Annotated in this window: 13 protein-coding genes; 5 read left to right on the forward strand and 8 right to left on the reverse strand. The window is 72.6% G+C overall.

What is annotated here, in order from left to right:
- Window positions 1-15: 15 nt before the first annotated feature.
- The 4 genes from ACZ63J_RS45095 to ACZ63J_RS45110 all read right to left on the reverse strand — a co-directional run bounded on the left by ACZ63J_RS45095 (window position 16) and on the right by ACZ63J_RS45110 (window position 4819).
- On the reverse strand, window positions 16-1551 hold the full coding sequence (locus tag ACZ63J_RS45095) for a DHA2 family efflux MFS transporter permease subunit (protein ID WP_465407062.1): 1536 nt from the start codon (window positions 1549-1551) through the stop codon (window positions 16-18).
- A gap of 73 nt (window positions 1552-1624) precedes the next feature.
- Complete coding sequence (locus tag ACZ63J_RS45100) at window positions 1625-2893, reverse strand: YeeE/YedE family protein (protein ID WP_465407060.1); 1269 nt, start codon at window positions 2891-2893, stop codon at window positions 1625-1627.
- A gap of 168 nt (window positions 2894-3061) precedes the next feature.
- Window positions 3062-3799 carry an LppU/SCO3897 family protein gene (locus ACZ63J_RS45105; RefSeq protein WP_465407075.1) on the reverse strand — a complete coding sequence of 246 codons (738 nt, stop codon included), beginning with the start codon at window positions 3797-3799 and terminating at the stop codon, window positions 3062-3064.
- A gap of 192 nt (window positions 3800-3991) precedes the next feature.
- Complete coding sequence (locus tag ACZ63J_RS45110) at window positions 3992-4819, reverse strand: Bax inhibitor-1/YccA family protein (RefSeq protein ID WP_465407058.1); 828 nt, start codon at window positions 4817-4819, stop codon at window positions 3992-3994.
- 319 nt (window positions 4820-5138) lie between these two features.
- Here ACZ63J_RS45110 and ACZ63J_RS45115 point away from each other — a divergent pair, with 319 nt between their 5' ends.
- From ACZ63J_RS45115 to ACZ63J_RS45130, 4 genes are all read left to right on the forward strand, one after another.
- A complete protein-coding gene (locus ACZ63J_RS45115) occupies window positions 5139-6572 on the forward strand; it encodes a hypothetical protein (protein ID WP_465407056.1) in 1434 nt (477 codons plus the stop codon).
- Window positions 6573-6577: 5 nt separating this feature from the next.
- A complete protein-coding gene (locus ACZ63J_RS45120) occupies window positions 6578-7636 on the forward strand; it encodes a class F sortase (RefSeq protein WP_465407054.1) in 1059 nt (352 codons plus the stop codon).
- A 100-nt stretch (window positions 7637-7736) separates the two neighbouring features.
- Window positions 7737-9731 carry an SDR family oxidoreductase gene (locus ACZ63J_RS45125; protein ID WP_465407052.1) on the forward strand — a complete coding sequence of 665 codons (1995 nt, stop codon included), beginning with the start codon at window positions 7737-7739 and terminating at the stop codon, window positions 9729-9731.
- Between the two features lie 116 nt (window positions 9732-9847).
- The gene (locus ACZ63J_RS45130; protein WP_465302608.1) at window positions 9848-11020 is read left to right on the forward strand and encodes a cell division protein DivIVA; all 1173 of its coding nucleotides are present in this window, start codon (window positions 9848-9850) and stop codon (window positions 11018-11020) included.
- Between the two features lie 474 nt (window positions 11021-11494).
- Here ACZ63J_RS45130 and ACZ63J_RS45135 read toward each other — a convergent pair whose 3' ends face one another.
- From ACZ63J_RS45135 to ACZ63J_RS45150, 4 genes are all read right to left on the reverse strand, one after another.
- Complete coding sequence (locus tag ACZ63J_RS45135; protein WP_465407050.1) at window positions 11495-12820, reverse strand: amidase; 1326 nt, start codon at window positions 12818-12820, stop codon at window positions 11495-11497.
- Window positions 12821-12859: 39 nt separating this feature from the next.
- Window positions 12860-13462: a helix-turn-helix transcriptional regulator gene (locus ACZ63J_RS45140; protein WP_465302604.1), complete on the reverse strand. Its 603-nt coding sequence runs from the start codon at window positions 13460-13462 to the stop codon at window positions 12860-12862.
- Window positions 13463-13524: 62 nt separating this feature from the next.
- Complete coding sequence (locus tag ACZ63J_RS45145; protein ID WP_465342402.1) at window positions 13525-13851, reverse strand: hypothetical protein; 327 nt, start codon at window positions 13849-13851, stop codon at window positions 13525-13527.
- Window positions 13800-14057 carry a WXG100 family type VII secretion target gene (locus tag ACZ63J_RS45150; RefSeq protein ID WP_465302600.1) on the reverse strand — a complete coding sequence of 86 codons (258 nt, stop codon included), beginning with the start codon at window positions 14055-14057 and terminating at the stop codon, window positions 13800-13802. Before ACZ63J_RS45150 ends, ACZ63J_RS45145 begins: the two co-directional genes overlap by 52 nt.
- A 227-nt stretch (window positions 14058-14284) precedes the next feature.
- Here ACZ63J_RS45150 and ACZ63J_RS45155 point away from each other — a divergent pair, with 227 nt between their 5' ends.
- Window positions 14285-17506 (forward strand): BTAD domain-containing putative transcriptional regulator, encoded by a 3222-nt coding sequence (locus ACZ63J_RS45155; protein WP_465407048.1) that lies wholly within the window; start codon window positions 14285-14287, stop codon window positions 17504-17506.
- Window positions 17507-17573: the final 67 nt, after the last annotated feature.

The following is a 17573-nucleotide window of genomic DNA, read 5'->3' on the forward strand; positions in this document are numbered from 1 at the left end:
GCCGCGGCAGACCGGTCAGTGGACCATCACCGGGGGTGCGACCTCGTCGCCGTCCTCCGAGGCGGCCGGGGCTGCCGGGCGGGTCTTCGGGAGGAACAGCGCCGGGATCACGCACAGTGCCACCAGGACCAGGGACCAGACGAACGTCGTCGAGAACGCGTCCGCCGCCAGGCCCGTTGCCGCCGGGTGGGTCTCCGGGTTCAGGATCGCCGCCGTGGCCGCCAGTTGGCCCTGGGCCGTCGGGACGCCGAACTTGCCCGCCAGCAGGGCCGCCAGGATCGTCGCCATCACCGCCGAGCCGATCGCGCCCGCCGTCTGCTGGACGATGTTCGTCGCCGTGGACGCTCGGGCCATGTCCTTCGGCTGCAGCGTCTGCAGCGCCGACGTCGTGATCGGCATCATCGTGCAGCCCATGCCGAGGCCCATCACGAACAGCGCCGACAGCAGCACCCAGTACGGCGTGGTCGCGCTGACCTGGGTCAGCATCGCCATCGCGCCGACGATCAGCACCAGACCCGGCAGCACGATCTTCCGCGCGCCGACCTTGTCGGCCAGCCGGCCGGTGATCGGCATCATGATCATCGCGCCGAAGCCCTGCGGGGCCAGCAGCAGCCCGGCGTGCAGCGTGGATTCGCCGCGCACCAGCAGGAAGTACGTCGGCAGCAGCATCATCCCGCCGAGGAACGCGACGAAGAACAGCGACATCGTGACCATCGCGACCGTGAACGTGCGGTTCTTGAACAGCCGCAGGTCCACCAGCGGGTTCGGCACCTTCAGCGCGCGCAGCACGAACGCCACCAGCAGCACCAGCCCGCCCAGCGACGGCAGCCACACCTCGACGGCGCCGATCCCGCCCGCGGACGGGATCTTCGAGACGCCGAAGATCAGCGCCGCCAGCCCCGGCGACACCATCAGCATGCCGACGAAGTCGAAGCGGCCGGACGGCTCCGGCGCGTCCTTCGGCAGCAGCCGCCACGACAGCAGCAGCGTGACGACGCCGATCGGCACGTTGATGAAGAAGATCCAGCGCCAGCTCACCGCGTCGACCAGCCAGCCGCCGAGGATCGGGCCGCCGATCGGGCCGAGCAGCATCGGCACGCCCAGCACCGCCATCACGCGCCCGATCCGCTGCGGGCCGGCCGCGCGGGTCAGGATCGTCATGCCGCACGGCATCAGCATCCCGCCGCCGAACCCCTGCAGGACGCGGAAGAGGATCAGCGTCTCGATGTTCCACGCCAGCCCGGCGAGCATCGAGCCGGCCAGGAACAGCACGATCGCGACCATGTAGAGCCGCTTGGTGCCGAACCGGTCCGACGCCCAGCCGGTGACCGGGATCACCGTGGCGAGCGCGAGCAGGTAGCCGGTGGCGACCCACTGGATGACGTCGAACGACGTCGAGAACTCGATCGTCAGCTTCTGCAGCGCGACGTTGACGACCGTGGTGTCCAGGATCGCCATGATGGCGCCCAGGACGACGACGGACGCCACCTTCAGCACCCCGGCATCGAGCGCGTCACCGTTCGGCGCCGAGCCGGTTCTTTGCGTAGTCATAAGGAAGAGGCCCCCCAGGTTCGTGGATTCGTCCGCGAGGGTACTGGGGGGCACCGACAAAAAACGAAGGGATTCAGCAGATGCTGTCGGTCGGGACCGGGTTCTCCAGCCCGAACAGCGGCCGCAGCTTCAGCCCGATCCACGTGCCGCCGAGCGCGAACACGCCCCACAGCCAGCCGTGCAGGCTGCCGGTGGAGATGCCGCCGAGGTACGCGCCGATGTTGCAGCCGCCCGCCATCCGCGCGCCGACGCCCATCATGATCCCGCCGAGGACCGCGGCCAGCGCCGTGCGCCACGGGATCGAGCTGTGGATCTTCCACGCGCCCGCGGCCGCGGCAGCCACCGCCGCGCCGATCATGATCCCGATGTCGGTGAGGCTGTTCTTGTCCTTCCAGATCGGGTTGGCCAGCGACGTCGCGTTGGGCTTCTGCTGCCAGAACTCCCACGACTCGGGGTGCAGCCCGAACACCTGCAGGATCTTGGCGCCCCACAGGGAGAACGCGCTCGTGACGCCCCAGATCCCGCCCGACACCAGGAACACCGCGCCGGCCAGCACGCCCAGCACGACCGCGCCGACCAGCATCGGCCACGAGCCGCGGAAGATCCGCGCGAAGCCGTGCGCGGTCGGCACGGCGTCCACCGGCGGCGGGGTGCGGCGGCGCTGCACCGCGCGGGTGACCAGCACGATCCCGGCGAGCACGGCGATGGTGATCGCCCACGAGCCGAACCAGCCGACGTGGTCGGCCAGCAGCACGCCCTTGAGCTCCGGCCAGCCGCTCAGCACCGGGTACGCCCAGGTGTAGAGCACCGACCCGGTGATGAACCCGCCGAGCGTCAGCACGATCGTCGACTGCCCGGACCCGACCGCGAACAGCGTCCCGGACGCGCACGCGCCGCCGAGCTGCATGCCGATCGCGAAGAGCGTCGCGCCGACGAACAGGGCGAGGCCGAGCGGGCTGGCCGTCGGCGCCGGCTTGCTGCCGAACAGGCCGCTGCCGGTGCCCGCGATCAGCGCGATCAGCGTCGCGGCCGTGCCGAGCAGGACGGTGTGCGCGCGCAGGCCCTGGCCGTTGCCGACGGCGATCAGCTGCCGCCACGCCGAGGTGAAGCCGAACCGCGAGTGGAACAGCGCGAGCCCGAGTCCGAGCCCGAGCAGCAGCAGGACGCCGAACTTGGCGCCGTAGGACGCCCAGACGTACCAGGTCAGGCCGGCCGCGAGCACCCCGGCGACGGCCAGCGGGACCACGCGGACGGGGTCCTCCGGCTGCGGGACGGGCGCGGCGCAGGAGGTGGGGAAGTCGAGGAACTTCTTGTCCCCGGCAGGGGATTCGGTCGTCGCCACCAGTACTCCAGGCTCGGGTGGGTGGGGCAGGACGATCAAAGTTAGGTCCCGTGACCGGTTCGTCGCAGCCCGTCGCACAGTGTGGGATGAACGGAGTAGTCCGGACGCCGCTGAACGCCGAGAAGGCCCCCTCGCCGGCGCGGCGAGGAGGCCTTCAGGGCGGTGGAGCTATTCGTTCGTCTTGACGCACATCGTCGTCGCCGGCTCCGGGTAGACGGCCACGCGCGTGGCGTCCGTGCCCTCGCAGACGTTCTTGTCGGCCTGGCCCGAGACGACCTTGACGAGCTCGCCGTCCTTGGTCGGGTCGGAGCACGAGACCTTCTGGTACCCCTTGGTCTGCGACGTGAAGTTCGCCAGGCAGTCGCCCTGCTTCGCGTTGATCATCAGGCACAGCTTGTAGGAGCTGCGGCCGCTCACCGAGTAGGTGTCGTAGCCGGCGTCGGAGCCGCCCGGGCAGTTGTCGGACGAGCTGTCGAGCTTCGCCGCGATCTTGACGTTCGCCTTCGGGTCGTTGCAGTCGGCCTTCGCCGGGTCGTCGCCGCCCCGGGTGAACTCGGTGATCGTGAGGCAGTCGCCGACGTTGGAGCTGGCCGGCGAGTTCGAGAACGAGACGATCCCCACGACGACGGCGACGACCAGGATCACGCCGATCACGCCGAACTTGATGATCGCGCCGGTCTTCGACTTCTTCGGGACGGCGGGCGGCGCCGGCGGGAAGCCGGGCTGGCCGGGCGGGAACTGGCCGGGCGGCGGGCCGTACTGGCCCGGCTGGCCCTGCGGCGGCGGGCCGAACTGGCCCGGCTGACCGGGCTGGCCCTGCGGCGCCTGGCCGTAGGCGCCGGGCTGCCCGTACTGCGGCTGCGGCTGACCGCCGGAGGGCGGTCCGTAGGGATCGGGCTGACCCACCGGCTGCTGGCCCCCGGGGGCCGGAGGGGGAACGCTCACTGTGAACCTCACACATGTGAAAGGAAATCGACCGGGTCATCAAACACGCAGGGTGATCGCGGTCCGCAGCGGGGTCCCCGTATGCACGAATTACCCACAGAAAAGGCGCCCCGTTGGTTACGGAGCGCCTTCACTGAGGAACTGTGAGCCAGGTTACTCGCGGAGGTAGGACAGCAGCCGCAGGATCTCCAGGTACAGCCAGACCAGCGTGGTCATCAGGCCGAACGCGGTGTACCAGGCCCACTTCGCCGGCATGCCCTCGCGGATCATCCGGTCGGCCTGGTCGAAGTCCAGCAGGAAGCTGAAGGCGGCGATGCCGATGCAGAGGATGCTGAAGGCGATGGCGAGCGGGCTGCCGTCGCGCAGCGGGTTGAACCCGAAGGCGAACGAGCTGATCAGGTTGAACAGCATCAGGACCGCGACGCCGACGACCGCCCCGACGATCCACTTCGTCAGCTTCGGCGTCACCTTGACCGCGCCGGTCTTGTAGACGACCAGCATGCCGATGAAGACACCTACGGTGCCGATGATCGCCTGCAGCGCGATGCCGTGGTAGACCGTTTCGAAAACGCCGCTCAGCGCGCCCAGGAAGAGGCCTTCGGCAGCGGAGTAGACCAGCGTCAGCGGGCCGCTCGGCTTCTGCTTGAAGATGATCACAAGCGAGACGACGAGCCCGACGATCAGGCCGCCGATCATCGCGCCGATGAGGGCGCCGGAGAGCTTGCCGGTCTCGGCCAGCGTGTTCTGGGCCCAGATCGCCGTGACGATCCCGACGAGCAGCGCGACACCGAGGCTCATGCCGGTCTTGACGACGACGTCGTCGACGGTCATCGGCCGGTCGCCCTCGCCGGAGGTGACCTGCCCCGGGCCGTACCCGGGCACGCCGCCCTGGGGTTGGTTGAAGCCCACCGGGGGGCCGTACTGGGTCTGGGTTCCGCCGCGGGGCAGGTTGCGGAACGCCGGGTTGCTACTGGAACGCACCTGATCCTCCTGGATCTGCTGCTTTGTGGATCGACGCTGCATCGGGTTCAACGACCGCCGGGCACGCGCGGTTCCCGCCGAGTAAAGACAACTTTACTCGACGGCGGGCCACTGGCCACGGTGGACACCGTATGCGACCGGGATCACGACCGTTCGGCGACAGCCACCCGAAGAGCGGTAGACAGTCCAGCCCCGTCGGCGCGACGCTCACCTGGCGTGCTCGGACGTTCACCGAACGCGCGTCGGGGAGTTGATCAATCGTGTGACCTGCGGCGACGCGTTTGCGTGCCCGCACGTCCGACGAAGGAGCCTACACACCATGGGGTGGTCAACACGCCCGCGCGCGGGCGCCCGCGTGCTCATCGCTTTGTTCGCCGCGACGCTGCTCGGCGCACTGTCCGCGACCACGGCGTCGGCCGCGAGCCAGGAAGGCATCGGCCACCGGGTCGGTGCCGACCCGGCGCCGCGCCCGGTCTGGCTGGGATCGTACGTCGTCGGCGGGGAGCAGGTGTTCTGCGTGAGCTTCCGGCTCCGCGCGCCGGACACCGACGAGCCGTACAAGCCCGGCGACGAGCTGCTGACGAAGTGGGGCACGAAGCTGCCCGCGGACGTGGCGGCGAACATCTCCTACCTGCTGCTGCGCTACGGCGGCACGAAGAACCCCGACGAGGCGACCGCGCTCGCGCACCTGCTGCACTCGTGGACCGCGGCGCCACGCACCCCCGCCGACCTCGACCCGGGCCTGCCCGCGGACAAGATCGCCTATGACGCGCCCGGGTACCTGAAGGCCATGAGCAAGGACTCGGCGGACGCCGTCGAGCGGCTGAGGACGGACGCCGAAACCAACCGCGGGCCGTGGACGGCAGCACTGACCGCGCCGAAGGGCGACCAGCACCTCGGCGAACCGGCGGAGTGGACCGCGACGGTGAAGAACGCCAGGGGCAAGGGCATCCCGGACGTCCCGGTGAAGCTGACGGCGACGGCCGGCACCCTCGGCGAACCGGCCGGGGACACGGCGGGCAACGCGAGCCCGCAGGCCGCGGCGAAGGACGTCACGCTGAAGACCGGCGCGGACGGAACGGTGACGGTGAAGCTGACCCCGACCGGCGACCGGCCGAAGCTGGTGGCGTCGCTGTCCGCGCCGGCCGACCGGCCCTACGTCCGGCTGCCGGTCGACACGTCGAAGCAGCGCGTCGTCTCCACCGGCGGTGAGAAGGAGCTGACCGCGCAGGGGGTCGTGAACGTCGCGAAGCCCGGCAAGGTGCAGGTGACGAAGACGGACGCGAACACGGGCAAGGGTGTCGGCGGCGCGGTCCTGCGGATCACCGGCAAGGACAAGACGTCGGCCGCGCTCGGCCAGGACGGCAAGCCCCTCACCGGCGCCGACGGCAAGCCCGCGGTCGTCACGACCGACGGCGCGACCGGCGGGGTGACGGTGGAGAACCTCCGGACGCCACAGGAGATCTGCGTGGTGGAGGCGAGCCCGCCACCGGGGTACACGAACGCGTACGACCCGCAGAACCCGCCGTCGGCGTGCGGAACGGTGAAGCCGGGCGAGACGCTGGCGTTGACGGTGACGAACAAGCCGAACGAGGTCCCGCGCGCGATCCCGGCCGGCGACCAGCCGCTGGCGCAGGCGCGGGGCGTCGTGGAGACGAGCTATTCGACGGCGGGCCTGGCCGGGCTCGGCCTGCTGGCGCTGCTGGGCGCCGGTCTGGTCGCCTTCGCGGCGCGGCGGGCATCCCGGAGGTAACGGCGTTGGCAGGCGACAACTGGCAGGGCGAGAGCTGGTTCGTCGAGGAGTGGCGGCGCGGGACCGGGTGGCGTCCTGAGGAGGATGAGCAGCTCGGTGGGGCTTGGCCGCCGGATGAGCGGCGTGCGGACGGTCGGTGGCAGACCGGCGCCGACCAGCACCCCGGCGCGGGCTGGCAAGCGGACGGTCAGTGGCAAACCGGCGCCGACCAGCCGACCGCCGACCCGTGGCAGGCCGTCGGCGACCAGCGCGGCCGCGGCGCCGGGCAGACCGGCACCGAGCAGCACTCCGGCGCGGGCCGGCAAGCGGACAGTCGGTGGCAAACCGGCGCCGACCAGCCGAGCGCCGATCCGTGGCGCACCCACACCCCGCCGAAGCCGCGGCGGGGTCGGCTGCTCGTCGGCTTTGCGCTCGGCGCCGCGACCGTGCTCGCGGTACAGCTCGGCTCCTCCGTGGCCGGCTCGCCGCCCGTAGCCGTCGTAGCCGGGACCGCTCTGCCCGCAGCGGGCGCCGCCGCCCCCGCCGCGAGTCCGGGCCCGACCACCACCCCCACCCCGACCAGCACCGCGCCCGCCGCCCCGGCCGCGCAGACCCAGTCGACCCCACCACCTCCTTCTCCCAAGCCGCAGCCGCCCGGCACCGTGCGGCTGCCCGGTGGTGGTCAAGCCGTCCTCGTGCGGAAGGACCTCGGCCCCGGTGGGGAGCTTCCGATCCCCGCCGATCTCGGGCAGGCGACCTGGTGGGGCGCCGCCCTCGATGCCGCCGGTGGGGCGAGTGTGCTCGCCGGGCACGTGAACTGGCGGGGCGCGACCGGGCCGTTCGCCGAGCTCTGGTCCATCGAGACCGGCTCCATCGTGTCCATTGTGGACAACGACGGGAAACTCCGGCGCTTCAAGGTCTCCCAGCTCGTCACGGTGCACAAGAACGACCTCCCGGCCCGGGCCGACGACCTCTTCGGCCAGTCCGGGCCGCACCGGCTCGTGCTGGTGACGTGCGGGGGCCGCTGGGTCGGCGGTTCGGACGGCTACGAGGAGAACCGCGTCGTCATCGCGGACCCCCAATAAGTTACCCGTGAGTAACTTCACGTCCTCGCGAGGTGGTCACCGCCGCCCGGATGCAGCAGAATGCCCAGGGTCAGGGCAAGCGGTGAGAGGTGTGAAGACGATGGCGACGTTCTTGGTGACCGGGGCGACCGGACTGATCGGGCGCCAGTTCACCCGGCTGCTGCTCTCCCGCCCCGACGACGACCGCGTCGCGCTGCTGGTCCGCGCGTCGAGCAAGGCGAAGCTGGCCGCGCTGGTCGACCAGTGGCCGCACTCCGACCGCGTCACGCTGGTCACCGGCGACCTCGGCGAGCCGCTGCTCGGGGTGTCCGAAGCGGACCGCGAGGAGCTGCGCGGGCACGTCGACCACGTGGTGCACCTCGCCGCCCTCTACGACCTCACCGCCGACGACGAAGCCAGCATCAAGGCCAATGTGGACGGTACGCGCGCCGTCGTCGACCTCGCCGCCGACCTGCGCGCCGGCTGCCTGCACCACGTTTCTTCGGTGGCCGTCGCGGGTGACCACGAAGGCGTCTTCACCGAGGAGATGTTCGACGCCGGGCAGCGGCTCGTCACGCCGTACCACCGGACGAAGTTCGAGGCCGAGAAGATCGTCCGCGAGCAGGACGAGGTGCCGTGGCGGGTCTACCGGCCCGCGGTGGTCGTCGGGCACTCCGAGACCGGCGAGATGGACAAGGTCGACGGCCCGTACTACCTCTTCCCCGCGATCAACCGGCTCGCCGGGCTGCCGGACGTGCTGCCGATCGTCGGCCCGGACCTCGGCGACACCAACATCGTGCCGGTCGACTACGTCGCGAAGGCGCTGCTCGAGCTGGTGGTCAAGCCCGGTCTCGACGGCCAGGCCTTCCACCTGGTCAACCCCGAGCCGCAGCCGGTCGTCTCCGTCTACAACGCCTTCGCGAAGGCCGCGGGCGCGCCGACGATCAGCGTGCAGCTCGGCGAAGGCCTTTCCAAGCGGATCGTCGGGCTGGTGAAGCTGACCGAGCACATCCCCGGCGTCACCATCGCGCGCGACGCCGTCATGGAGCGCTTCGGCATCCCGCCGGTGCTGCTGGAGACCATGGCGTTCCCGTCGGTGTTCTCCTCGGCCGAGACGCGCAAGGCCCTCGCCGGGTCGCTCGAGGTGCCGCGGCTGGAGGACTACGCGCCGACGCTCTGGCGCTACTGGCGCGAGCACCTCGACCCGTTCCGCGCCCGCAAGCACGGCCCGCGCGGTGAGCTGGACGGCCGGCGCGTGATCATCACCGGCGCGTCGTCGGGCATCGGCCGGGCGACGGCGTTGAAGGTGGCGGCCGCGGGTGGTGTCCCGCTGCTCGTCGCGCGGCGCCAGCACGAGCTGGAAGAGGTCCGCGACGAGATCGTCGCCGCCGGCGGCACCGCGTCGGTCTACCCCGCCGACCTCACCGACGAGGACTCGGTGCGCAAGGCCGTCGACGCGATGCTCGCCGAGCACGGCCGGATCGACATGCTGGTCAACAACGCCGGCCGGTCGATCCGCCGGTCGATCAAGCTGTCGTACGACCGGATGCACGACTACGAGCGCGCGATGGCGATCAACTACTTCGGCGCGGTCCGGCTGATCCTCGCCGTGCTGCCGCACATGTCCGAGCGGAAGTTCGGGCACATCGTGAACGTCTCGTCGATCGGCGTGCAGGGCATCGCGCCGCGCTTCTCGGCGTACGCGGCGTCGAAGGCGGCGCTGGACTACTTCTCGCGGATCGCCGCGACCGAGACGCACGGTGACGGGATCACGTTCACCACCATCCACATGCCGCTCGTGCGGACGCCGATGATCCGGCCGACGAAGATCTACGACGCGTTCCCGACGAAGTCGCCGGAGCAGGCCGCGGACATGGTGCTCAAGGCGCTCGTCGAGCGGCCGAAGCACATCGGCACCCCGGCGGGGCAGGCGATCGGGCTGGCGTACACGCTCACGCCGGGCCTCACCGACGCCGTCGCGTACCAGGGTTTCCGGATCTTCCCGGATTCCGCCGCGGCGGGCGGTTCGGGCGGTCTCAAGATCGGACGTGGTGAGAAACACCTCTCGCGTGCGGCGATGGCGCTCGCCCGGCTTTCGCGCGGCTTTCACTGGTGACTCTGCGTTTTCCGGGTGCGGCCATTCCGGCGACGCGCCGCCGGAACCGCGACACGTGTTGGTGATTTGTTAAGCCGACCGGCGTAAGCGGACGGTGCCCGGGTACGGTCGGGCGCATGGTTCCTGAGCGCGACCACGCCGCGAGCGCCCTCAACGGCCTCCTCCCCCTCCGTCGTGAATACACCCAGGCCTGGCACGGCTTCGACCGCAACGAGGTGCGTCAGTACCTCGACCACGTCGAAGCCCAGCTGCGCCGGGTGCTGAGCGACCGCGACGCCGCCGTGGCGCAGGCCGCCACGGCGACCCGTGAGCTGGAGTCGGTCCGGCAGCAGGTGGCGTCGCTGGAAGCGCGGGTGGAGGAGCTCAAGAAACCGCCGGAGCGGCTCGAGGACCTCGACGAGCGGATGCAGCGGACGGTCACGCTCGCGCAGGCCCGCGCGGACGAGATCGTCAAGCGCGCCGAGGCCGCCGCGGAGAAGACGTGGGCGGGCTCGACCGAGGCGTCGACGAAGCTGCGCGAGCGCTACTCGCGGCTCGTCACGGAGCTGGACAAGCAGGCCGACCTGCTGCACTCCGAGCACGAGAACGCGCTGGCGGAGACGCGCGCGGAGGTGCAGCGGCTGACCGTCGAGGCGGCCCAGCGGCGGGAGCTGCTCGACAACGAGGCCGAGCGCAAGCGGCGGAAGCTCGAGCGTGAGTTCGAGTCGTCGCAGGCGGCGCAGAAGGCGGCGCTCGAGAAGCACGTCGCCGACCAGCGCACGGCCAGCAAGAACCAGGCCGAGCGCCGGCTCGCGGAGGCGACGGCCGAGGCCAAGCGGCGGCTGGACGAGGCCACGGCGGAGGCCAAGCGCCGGCTCGACGAGGCGACCACCCAGGCGGCCCAGCGCACGACGGCGGCGAACCGCAAGGTCGAGCGCCTGGCGGAGATCCGCGAGCAGGCGCGCAAGAGCCTCGCGGCGGCGGAGGACATCCTCAACCGCAGCGAGACGCAGCTGGCGACGCTGCCGGAGGAAGCGGTGATCCCGCAGGCGTCCAAGCTGGTGGGCGGCGACACCGCGGCGGAGTCCCCGACGACCCCGGCCGCGCCGGTGGTCCCGGTGGTCCAGCCGTCGATCCCGGCGTCGGCTTCGGCGAAGCCCGCGGTGAAGGCCGCGGCGCCGGCGCCCAAGCCGGTGGCGAAGCCGGGCAATGCGCCCGCGAAGCCGAACGGCCCGGCGACCAAGCCGGCGAACGGGAACGGCAACGGCGCCAAGCCGCTCTCGCCGACGGCGAGCAAGCCGGGTTCCTGAGACTTCTCGCGTGAAGGCCGTCCCGAGTGATCGGGGCGGCCTTCAGTGCGTTTCCGGGCCTGAGCAGCCCCCGTTTTCCACGCTACCGGCGGGCACCGACAGTTCCGGCGCTCGCCGGCGCGGTGCGGCTGACGCGTGATCGGAGGGACGACACGCGTGATCGGAAGGTCAACTCGCGTGATCGGAGGGTCGACTCGCGTGTCTGAAGGGACGACACGCGTACCCGAGCGGACGACACGCGTACCTGGGCGGACGACACGGACCTAGTGGGTCGGCTCGCGTGGCTGGAACCGGAACTCGCGTGCCTGCGGGCGGAACTCGCGTGACTGGGGACTGGACTCGCGTGCTTGCGGACGGAACTCGCGTGCTTGCGGGCCGAACTCGCGTGCTTGCGGGCCGAACTCGCGTGCTTGCGGGCCGAACTCGCGTGCTTGCGGGCGGGAGTCGCGTGAGTGGGGGCGGGGGTCGCGGGGTTCAGTTGCGGGCGGTGCGGGGCCAGGGGTTGGCTGACTCCAGCTGGGCCGCCAGGCCCAGCAGCAACGGCTCGCCGCCGGGGCGGGTGATCAGCTGGACCGACGTTGGCAAGCCCGACCTGACCGAGCGGCCCACCGGGACCGTGATCGCCGGGTAGCCCGCCAGGTTCCACTGGCCCGTGAAGCCCGCCAGGCGCGTCGACGGCAGGACGTTCGTCAGCCAGCGGCGCTCGTGCCAGCGGCCCGCCTTCACCGGCCAGTGCGACAGCGTCGGTGTCATCAGGACGTCGTGGGCCTCGAAGAACTCCGCCGCGCGCTCGAGCCAGCGGTCGCGGGTGCGGTCGCGGATCAGGCCCGCCCGCTCCAGGAGCCGGCCGAGGCGGACGTGCGTGCGGGTGCGCCGCTGGAACCGGCCGAAGTCGAAGTCGCGGGCCTGGCGGGCCGGGCCCGCGAGCCAGCGGGCCGTCATGCCCGCCACCATCGTCGCCGGGTAGCGCGGTGCTCCCGGGGAGACCGTGTGGCCGGCCGCCGTCAGGAAGCCCGCCGCCTGTGCGACCGCCGCCACCAGCTCGCGGGGCACCGGGGTGTGCAGCAGCGGCACCGTCGTCGACGTCGCGATGCGCACAGCCGACGGCGAAGGCACCGAAGCCAGCGAAGGCTTGTCCGCCAGCACCGACAGCAGCACCGCCGCGTCCGCGACCGTCGTTGTCAGCGGGCCGTGCACCGACATGCCGAACCAGCCGCCTTCGGCCAGCAGGTCCGAGCCTGGCTTGAGCCCGACCAGCCCGCACATCGCGGCCGGCAGCCGGATCGAGCCCATGCCGTCGGTGCCGTGGGCCACCGGGACCAGCCCGGCCGCCACCGCCGCCGCGCTGCCGCCGGACGAGCCGCCCGAGGCGTACGTCGGGTCCCAGGGGTTGCGGGCGATGCCGTCCGGGGTGTCGCTCATCGGCCAGACGCACAGCTCCGGCACGCGCGTCAGCCCGACGAGCACCGCGCCGGCCGCCCGCAGCCGCGCCGCGACCACGCCGTCCTCGACCGCCCGGGAAGACGGCCCCGCCGCCGAACCGTGGGAGGCGAACTCGCCGGTGATCGCCGTGACGTCCTTGACCGCGACCGGCACGCCGGCCAGCGGCAGCGACGCGAGATCGGGCCGCGCGGCGACCTCCGCGGCTTCGGCCAGCGCCTCGTCGGCGCGCACCCGGCGGAAGGCGCCGACCACGCCGTCCGCCGCGGCGATCCGGTCGAGGGCTTCCTTGGTCACCTGCACAGGATCGAGCTGCCCGGCCCGGACGGACGCCGCGATCTCTGCTGCCGTCAACACCATGATCGTGACCCTAGCCCACGCGAAGGCGCGGAAACCGGCTCAGATCGCGCCCGCTCGCAGCGCGTAGGCGACGGCGTGCGCGCGGTTGTTGAGGCCGCAGCGCGTCATGAGTCCGTAGAGGACGTTCTTCACGGTCCGCTCGGAGTAACACAGCTTCGCCGCGATCTCCTCGGTCCCGAAGCCCTCGGCGACCAGCCGCAGCACGTCGCATTCGCGCGCGGCGAGGCCGGACAGCGTCAGCCCGTTCGGCTCCAGGACGTCCCGGCGCATGCGCTGCACCTGCGAAAGCAGCGCCCCTTGCAGCCGCGGCGGCAGGTTCGCCGTGCCGTCGCCCGCGGCCAGCACCGCCGTCACCAGCTCGGCCCCGCCCGTCTCGCGGCGCGGCAGGATCGCCACGACGCCGCTCTCCAGCACCGCCATCAGGTCGCTCTCGCGGAAGTGTTCGACGACCAGCACGACGTGAGACGCCTTCGCCGCGCGGATCTCGCCCAGCACCGCCTCGGTGACGTGCTCCTCCATCACCAGCAGCACGTCCGGCACCAGGTCGGTGACCCGGACGTCCGGATGCGACTCCAGGAGGCTCACCGCGCCGGCGTGCGTGATCGGGTCCGAGGCGAGGACGGTCACTTCGACGGGCTTCATGGAGGCAGTGTGGACGGCGCGTCTTCACGCCTTCCCTATTCCGTCTTCACGCCGTGAAGAAGTCACCAGCCGTCGCGCGTCGCCGGGCCGCCGTCGCCCCGGGCCAGCTCCCCGAACGCCTCCCGCGCCCGCTCCAGGCACTCCGGCATCCGCTCGGCCGCGCGGGCCCAGTCGCGCTTGGCCAGCAGGTACTGCTCCCGCGCCTCGCCGGTCCAGCCGGCCAGGCCCGGCTCGACCCCCTCCTCGAGCTCGGCGAGCAGCTCGCCGAGCTCACCGGTGACCGACCCCATCCGGTCGAGCACGAGGTCGGCGAGGGTGAAGTCGAGCTCGTGCCGGGTCACGGCCGCCGCGGCCGCGGCACCCGGCCGCCGGTGGTTTCGAGCAGCCACGCCAGCCTCGAGAGGATCACGTCGAACTCCTGCTCCCAGTCGCTCATCGCCTGCCCGAACCGGACGGACGCCTCCCCGCGCCACGCGGCCTGGACCGTCGCCATCTCGCTGTTGACCCCGCGAAGCCGCTCGTGGGCCGCTTCGATGGCGGACGCGAAGCGCGCTGCGGCGTGCTTCATGTCCTCCGTCGGCACGGGTGTGGACATCCGGGCTCCTCACACGGGTTCGGCTCCCCGAGCGTGGCGCACGCCGCGGCGCGACGAAACCCCGCCCGTCCGCCGTTGCCCGAATGTCCGCCATCATTGCCTGCCGGTTCACGACGGCCGCGTATGCTCACCTCAGGCATCCGGCGCGTGACGATCCGTCAGCGCACGAAGGGAGACCGATGTCGGCTGCGGACAGCTCCGCACCGAGACTCCACCTTCTGGGCCCGGTGAAGGCTTGGCTGGGCGAAGAGGAGCTCGACCTCGGCTCCGCGCACCGTCGGACGGTTCTCGCCGTGCTGGCGATGAACCCGAACCGCACGGTCTCGCGCGAGGAGCTGATCGACGCCGTCTGGGGCGAAGCGCCGCCGCAGAGTGCGCAAGGGTCCATCTACACCTACGTTTCCGGCCTGCGGCGCGCGCTCGAACCCGGCCGGGTCAAGGGTGAGGGCCCGCAGCTGCTCGCGTCGATCGGGTCCGGGTACTCCCTGCGGCTGGACGCGGAGTCGATCGACGTCCACCGGTTCGAAACCCTGCGGGAGCTGGCCCAGCGCACGCAGTCGGCCGGTGACCTGCGCGGCGCGCGCGAAACCCTCGATGAGGCGCTGGGCCTGTGGCAGGGCATCCCGCTGTCGGGCCTGCCCGGGCCGTTCGCCGCCGCCCAGCGCGCCCGCCTCGAGGAGGTCCGGCTGGCGACGATCGAGCGGCGCGCGGAGATCGTGCTGGAGCTGGGCGGGCACGCCGAGCTCGTCGCGGAGCTGACCGCGTTGACGCGCGAACACCCCTTCCGCGAGACGGTGCGCGGGCTGCTCATGCGGGCGCTGGCCCGCGCCGACCGGCGGACCGAGGCGATCGCGGTGTACGCCGACGTCCGGGACAGGCTGGTCGAGTCGTCGGGCACCGAGCCCGGCCCGGCGCTGCGGCGGTTGTACGAGCAGCTGGTGGAGAAGCCCGCCGAGCCCGCGGCGCCGAAACCGCCGCCCCCGGCCCGGCTGCCGCGGTTCCCCGCCGCGACCCTGCCCGAGCAGGCGGACGTCTTCGTCGGCCGCGAGGCCGAGCTGACCCGGCTGCGCGAAGCCGTCGCCGAGCTCGGAGCGGGCACGGGCCGGTCGTTGTGGCTCGAGGGTGAGCCGGGCAGCGGCCGCACGGCCATGCTCGCCGAAGTCCTCGCCATGGCCCAGGACGCCGAGCTGAAGCCCGCCTTCGCCGCCGCGGACGCGCTGGACCAGCGGTTCGCGCTCCGGCCGTTGCTCGACGCGCTGGGGGTGCACCCGCGCGCCACCGACGAACGCCGGGCCGGCCTGGCCGCGCGGCTCGCCGAGCGGCCAGGGGAAGACCCGGTCGACGGCCTGCTCGGGCTGGTCCGCGAGCTGTGCGCCGAGGCGCCGCTGGTGCTGGCGGTCGACGACCTGCAGTGGGCGGACGACACGACCCTGCGGGTGTGGCGGCACCTGAGCCGGGAGACGCGGGAGCTGCCGCTGCTGCTCGTGGGCGCGTGCCGCGCGGTGCCGCGCCAGGCCGCGCTCGACGACCTGCGCGCCGAGCTCGACGCCGACCCCACCACCGTGCTCACGCTGCCGCCGCTGGCCGTCGCCGCCGCGCTCGAACTCGCCACCGAGCTGGTCGGCGCGCCGCCCGGGCCCGGGCTCCAGGTGCTGGTGTCGTACGCGTCCGGGAACCCGCGCTACGTCCGGGAAATCGTCGAGACGCTGCTCGGGCAGGGCATGATCGTGCTCGACGGCGTCCACGCGCACCTCGACGGCAACTCGTGCGCGACCATCCCGTCGCCGCTGGGCTCGCGGATCACGCTCTACCTGAGCTTCCTCTCCAGCGGGACGCGCGACACCCTGCGCTGGGCCGCGTTGCTGGGCCGCGAGTTCTCGCTGTCGGACATCGCCGTCGCCACCGAACGGCCGCCGACGGCGCTGGTCGGCGCGGTCGACGAGGCGATCACGGCGGGGGTGCTCGTCGAGTCGGGTGACCGGCTGGCGTTCCGGCACCCGTTGCTGCGCCGCGTGCTCTACGAAAAGACGCCCGCCGCGATGCGCGTCGCGCTGCACCGGCAGCTCGCGGAGGCCTTCGCCGGCACCGGTTCCCCCGCGGACCGCGTCGCCGAGCAGCTCGCCGCCGCGCCCGCGCAGGTCGACCCGTGGGTCACCGCGTGGCTGCTGGAGAACATCGGCACGGTCGCCACCGAGACCCCGCGGGTCGCCGTCGACCTGCTGCGCCACGCCGTCACCCAGGGCACGCTGCCGCCGGACGCGCGGGAGACGCTGACCGCGACCCTGGCGCGGCTGATGTTCTGGCTCGGCCGCGAGCCCGAGGCCGAGGCACGCTCGGTCGTCGCGCGGACGTCCGACAGCAGGCGCGCGGCCGAGATGCGCTGGATCCTGGCCTACATCTACTACCGCCGCGGCGACTTCGCCGAGGCGACGGCCGAGCTGAAGCGGACCCTCGACGACGCCGACGTCCCGGAGATGTGGCGCGGGCGGCACGAGTCGCTGCTGGCCACGCTGGAACGGCTCGGCGAAGACACCGGCGCGGTGCTCGTCCCGGCCGGGCTGCACCCGCTCGACGACGCGGCGCTGTCCGTGCCGAACCTCGACAGCCTCGACGAGGCGGCCGAGCCGCTCGACGCGGCCCGCCGGATCGCGGCGACCCGCGCGGTGCCGGGTGAGATGCACCTGGCCGGCGCGGTGCACTACTACTGGCTGGGCCGCTGGCGCGAGGCGCTGGCCGAGCTGGACGCGGTGATCCGCGACGGCGCGGAAACCGCGTCCTACGTCCTGCGCAGCCCGGGTTCGGCGCTGCTCGTGCACGGCGTCGGCGCGCTGATCGCCGGCCACCGCGGTGAGCCGGGCACGGCCAGGACCCACCTCGAGGCGGCGAGCCGGCAGCGGTGGCCGCAGGGCCTGGAGCCCGACGGCGGTGACTTCCTCCTGGCCGCGCAGGCGTTGCTGGCCGAGCAGGACGGCCGTCCCGAGGCCGCGCTGACGGCGCTGCTGCCGCTGCTGGAGGAGAACTACCCGCCCGCCGCCCGCCACCAGTGGCTGCCGGACCTGGTGCGGCTCGCGGGGGCGCTGGGTGACCAGCAGCGGGCGCATCAGGCGCTGCGGCTGCTGGAGCCGGACGGCGACGTCCCGCCGGCGCACGCGGCGGCGGCCGCGCACTGCCGGGGGCTGGTCACCGGTGATCCGGAGCCGGTGCTGACGGCGGCCGGGCACTACCGCGCGGCCGGGCGGCTCCTGAAGCAGGCGAAGGCGACCGAGGACGCGGCGATCCTGCTCGCGGAGTCGGGCCGGCTGGACGAGGCGCGGACGGCGTTCCGGACGGCCTTGACCGCGTACACCGGCATGGGCGCGGTGTGGGACGTGCGGCGCGCGGAGGCCCGGATGCAGCCGTTCGGGATCCGGCGCGCCAACCCCGTGCGGTCCCGCGCCGCCGGCGAGTGAGCCTGCCGCGCATACCGGTCGGACGGTCGAAACTTCGGCCGACACCAGGGGCCGGGAACCCGGATTC

The sequence above is a fragment of the Amycolatopsis sp. NPDC104863 genome (assembly GCF_055582965.1).

Coding starts and splice junctions, on each gene's coding strand:
- ACZ63J_RS45095 (WP_465407062.1), bottom strand. CDS start 1,551: ATGACTACGCAAAGAACCGGCTCGGCGCCGAACGGTGACGCGCTCGAT.
- ACZ63J_RS45115 (WP_465407056.1), top strand. CDS start 5,139: ATGGGGTGGTCAACACGCCCGCGCGCGGGCGCCCGCGTGCTCATCGCT.
- ACZ63J_RS45125 (WP_465407052.1), top strand. CDS start 7,737: ATGGCGACGTTCTTGGTGACCGGGGCGACCGGACTGATCGGGCGCCAG.
- ACZ63J_RS45130 (WP_465302608.1), top strand. CDS start 9,848: ATGGTTCCTGAGCGCGACCACGCCGCGAGCGCCCTCAACGGCCTCCTC.
- ACZ63J_RS45135 (WP_465407050.1), bottom strand. CDS start 12,820: ATGGTGTTGACGGCAGCAGAGATCGCGGCGTCCGTCCGGGCCGGGCAG.
- ACZ63J_RS45140 (WP_465302604.1), bottom strand. CDS start 13,462: ATGAAGCCCGTCGAAGTGACCGTCCTCGCCTCGGACCCGATCACGCAC.
- ACZ63J_RS45150 (WP_465302600.1), bottom strand. CDS start 14,057: ATGTCCACACCCGTGCCGACGGAGGACATGAAGCACGCCGCAGCGCGC.